We start from the raw sequence: 2540 nt of genomic DNA, 5'->3' as shown, positions 1-2540 counted from the left end.
GAGTGGGCTGCCAACCCGAAAGCCCGCCGTAGGTGGGCTATCTGGCGGTCGCACCTCGTGCGCCGCCACCACCCCAACCGCCGGATCAAAAAGAAAGCCCGACCAAGCCCCCACGGGGGAGAACCTGGCCGGGCTCGATGACTAGATATTTTCGCGGATGGGGTGTGCGATCGCGTAGGCGGCGCGCACGTTGCGCAGGCTGTCGTTGATGAAGCTGGCGACGTCGGCACCTTGAGGTCCTTCGACGTAGGCACTGTCGTTGATGGTCTTGTGCGTGAGCACTGTGATGGATCGAGCGGCTCGGTAGAGCGCGGTGAGCGCGGTGTCGAGGGCTTCGTCGAGGGCCATCTGGTGGGTCGTGATGGCGAGCTGGCGTTCGGTGGGGGACATGGGTTTTCTCCGTTCGGTGTGGTGGGCCCGCGCCGGGCTGGGGTCAGCGCGGGCCCTGGGTGGTTGGCTAGTCGAGGCCGGCGGTGTGGATGCGCTGGCGGATGAGGTCGAGGTCGATGGTGTTGTCGCTGCGCCGTGCCCAGTGCTGCCAGCCGTCGAGGGCTGCCGCGATGTCGTCATAGGAGACGTCGGCACGGCTGATGGGCAGGGTGTCGCCGTGGTCAGCCCGGGCGGCCGCGGCGATGACGGCGATGAGTTGACCGGTGATGGCACCGGAGGCCAGGGGCTGGTTCTCGTGGCGGAACCGCAGCTGGCGCGGGCGGTCGTAGTCGCGGGGGTCGGTGAAATTCCATGCGAGGGCGAAGTCGATGTCCATTGGTGTTGCCTTTCTTGAGGTTTGTGTTGGGCGAGTTGGGGTGTTCAGAGCGGGTGGACGGTGAAGATGACGCCGTGCCCGGGGATGGGTGCGCTGCTGGCGGTGATGCGGTACCAGCCGCCGAAGTGCGGGTGATGCTGGGGAATGAGTGCGGCGAGGTCGGTGTGGTCGACGCAGAACCGTTCGTGCTCGGCGGTGTCGGCGATGATGTCGGCGTCGTGGTGGCAGTGCAGGACACCGCAGGTGTGGCCTCCGGTGACGTGCCAGGTCTGGGTGTCGCTTTCGACGATGGTTTTGGACATGGTTTTTCTCCGTTCGTGTCGGGAGTGGTTGCGCCGGTTGGCGTGTGGATCAGGGGGACCGGCAGGGTGGCGCGGTCAATCCCCGAAGAGCGCGCGATGGTGGGAGCCGGGGTTTCGGCCCGCGAGCGGCAGCGAGCTTTGATAGGGCCGAAACGGTCACTCGGCCGGCGGACACCAGCTCGCGTGTGGGTTGACCGTGACGGGTCCCGGCCGGTCAGACTGAGCCACGCTGACAGGCAAATAAAGGTGAGCGGGCACCCAACCCCGATGGCCACCGCAGGTGGCCACAGCGGGCGCACCTAGTGCGCCGCCACCACCCACACACCGGAAGACAAAGAAAGCCCGGCCAACCCCGAGCGGGGCCGGCCAGGCCAGGTGAACTGTTAGGGCTGGGGCGTGAGCTTGTTCATCTCGGCTCGGATGTCGTCTTCGGTGAGGTTGACCCAGACCAGTTCCCCGCGCTCGTCGAAGGCGTACTTCGGGGGGAGCTCCTCAACAATTTCGCGGACCACAAGGAGTTCACCGATCGAAGTGAGGTAGCGACACATCCGGCGGTATTCGGCGCCAGTGAGTCCGTCGAGTTGCGGGTTCAGGTGGCTCTCGGTGCGGGTGACGGTGCGAGTGATGTAGCGGAGCATGGGTTTTCCTCCCGTTGGCGTTGTGTTGGGGTGGGCCGGGCCACCGTCTGTGCGGCGGCCCGGCCCCTTGTGGGTCATGCGGCGTGGAGCAGCTCGGTGAGGGCCTCGTCGATGTCGTGGTGTGCGGTGGGCTGGGCGATGTCGGCGGTGAGGGTCCAGGTGTCGGTTCCGGGCTGGGCGGTGAGGGTGTAGGTGTGGCCTTCGACGGTGGCGCGGAAGCTCCAGGTGTCCACGGCGTGGAAGGTGTATTCGCCGGCCCGGACGTGGACGATCCGGGTTACCGGGGCGGTGTCGAGGTCGGGGGCGGTGGCCTCGATGGCGACCATTTGGCCGTAGTCGTCGGCGGCGAGTAGGACGAGGTGGTGTCCGGTTTCGCGGGTGTAGTTGTGGACGGTGGTGAGCAGGATTGGTCCGTAGTCGTGGAAGAGGATGCGGGTGATTCCGTACTGCTGGTGGCCGATTCGTTCGGCGGCCTCTTCGAGAAGTGCGAATGCGAGGTCGAATTCGTGGTCCATGGTGTTGTCCGTTCTGTGTGGTGATTGGCTGCGCCGGTCAGCGCTGGGGGTGCGGTCAATCGGGTGAGGGTGGGCTGTCAACCCCGAAGAGTCCGCGGGTGGTGCCGGCGGATTTGTGGCCCGCGAGCGGCAGCGAGCACGGTTGGGCCGCAAATGTCCTCCGCCTCCGGCGCCGGCCACGGGCGTGGGTTGACAGGTCGGGCCCCCGGCCGATTAGGCTGCGCGCCCTGCTGACGGCAAGTAGGTGAGTGGGCTGCCAACCCGAAAGCCCGCCGTAGGTGGGCTATCTGGCGGTCGCACCTCGTGCGCCGCCACCACC

General features: G+C 66.8%; 5 protein-coding genes. All 5 read right to left on the bottom strand.

What is annotated here, in order from left to right; all coding sequences use genetic code 11:
* Positions 1–141 precede the first annotated feature (141 nt).
* The 5 genes from A5779_RS16315 to A5779_RS16295 all read right to left on the bottom strand — a co-directional run bounded on the left by A5779_RS16315 (position 142) and on the right by A5779_RS16295 (position 2221).
* Entirely contained in the window at positions 142–390 is a 249-nt protein-coding gene (locus tag A5779_RS16315; RefSeq protein WP_064883605.1) for a hypothetical protein, read from the bottom strand.
* A gap of 67 nt (positions 391–457) precedes the next feature.
* Complete coding sequence (locus A5779_RS16310; RefSeq protein ID WP_064883602.1) at positions 458–766, bottom strand: hypothetical protein; 309 nt, start codon at positions 764–766, stop codon at positions 458–460.
* A 44-nt stretch (positions 767–810) separates the two neighbouring features.
* Positions 811–1068 (bottom strand): hypothetical protein, encoded by a 258-nt coding sequence (locus A5779_RS16305; RefSeq protein ID WP_064883600.1) that lies wholly within the window; start codon positions 1066–1068, stop codon positions 811–813.
* A gap of 383 nt (positions 1069–1451) precedes the next feature.
* Positions 1452–1706: a hypothetical protein gene (locus A5779_RS16300; RefSeq protein ID WP_064883598.1), complete on the bottom strand. Its 255-nt coding sequence runs from the start codon at positions 1704–1706 to the stop codon at positions 1452–1454.
* A gap of 74 nt (positions 1707–1780) precedes the next feature.
* A complete protein-coding gene (locus A5779_RS16295) occupies positions 1781–2221 on the bottom strand; it encodes a hypothetical protein (protein WP_064883595.1) in 441 nt (146 codons plus the stop codon).
* Positions 2222–2540: the final 319 nt, after the last annotated feature.

It is taken from the genome of Mycolicibacterium peregrinum, from assembly GCF_001665625.1.
In the GTDB taxonomy this organism is placed as follows: domain Bacteria; phylum Actinomycetota; class Actinomycetes; order Mycobacteriales; family Mycobacteriaceae; genus Mycobacterium; species Mycobacterium peregrinum_B.
The sequence above is the reverse complement of the archived record's forward strand: the minus strand, read 5'-3'. Positions and strand labels throughout refer to the sequence as shown.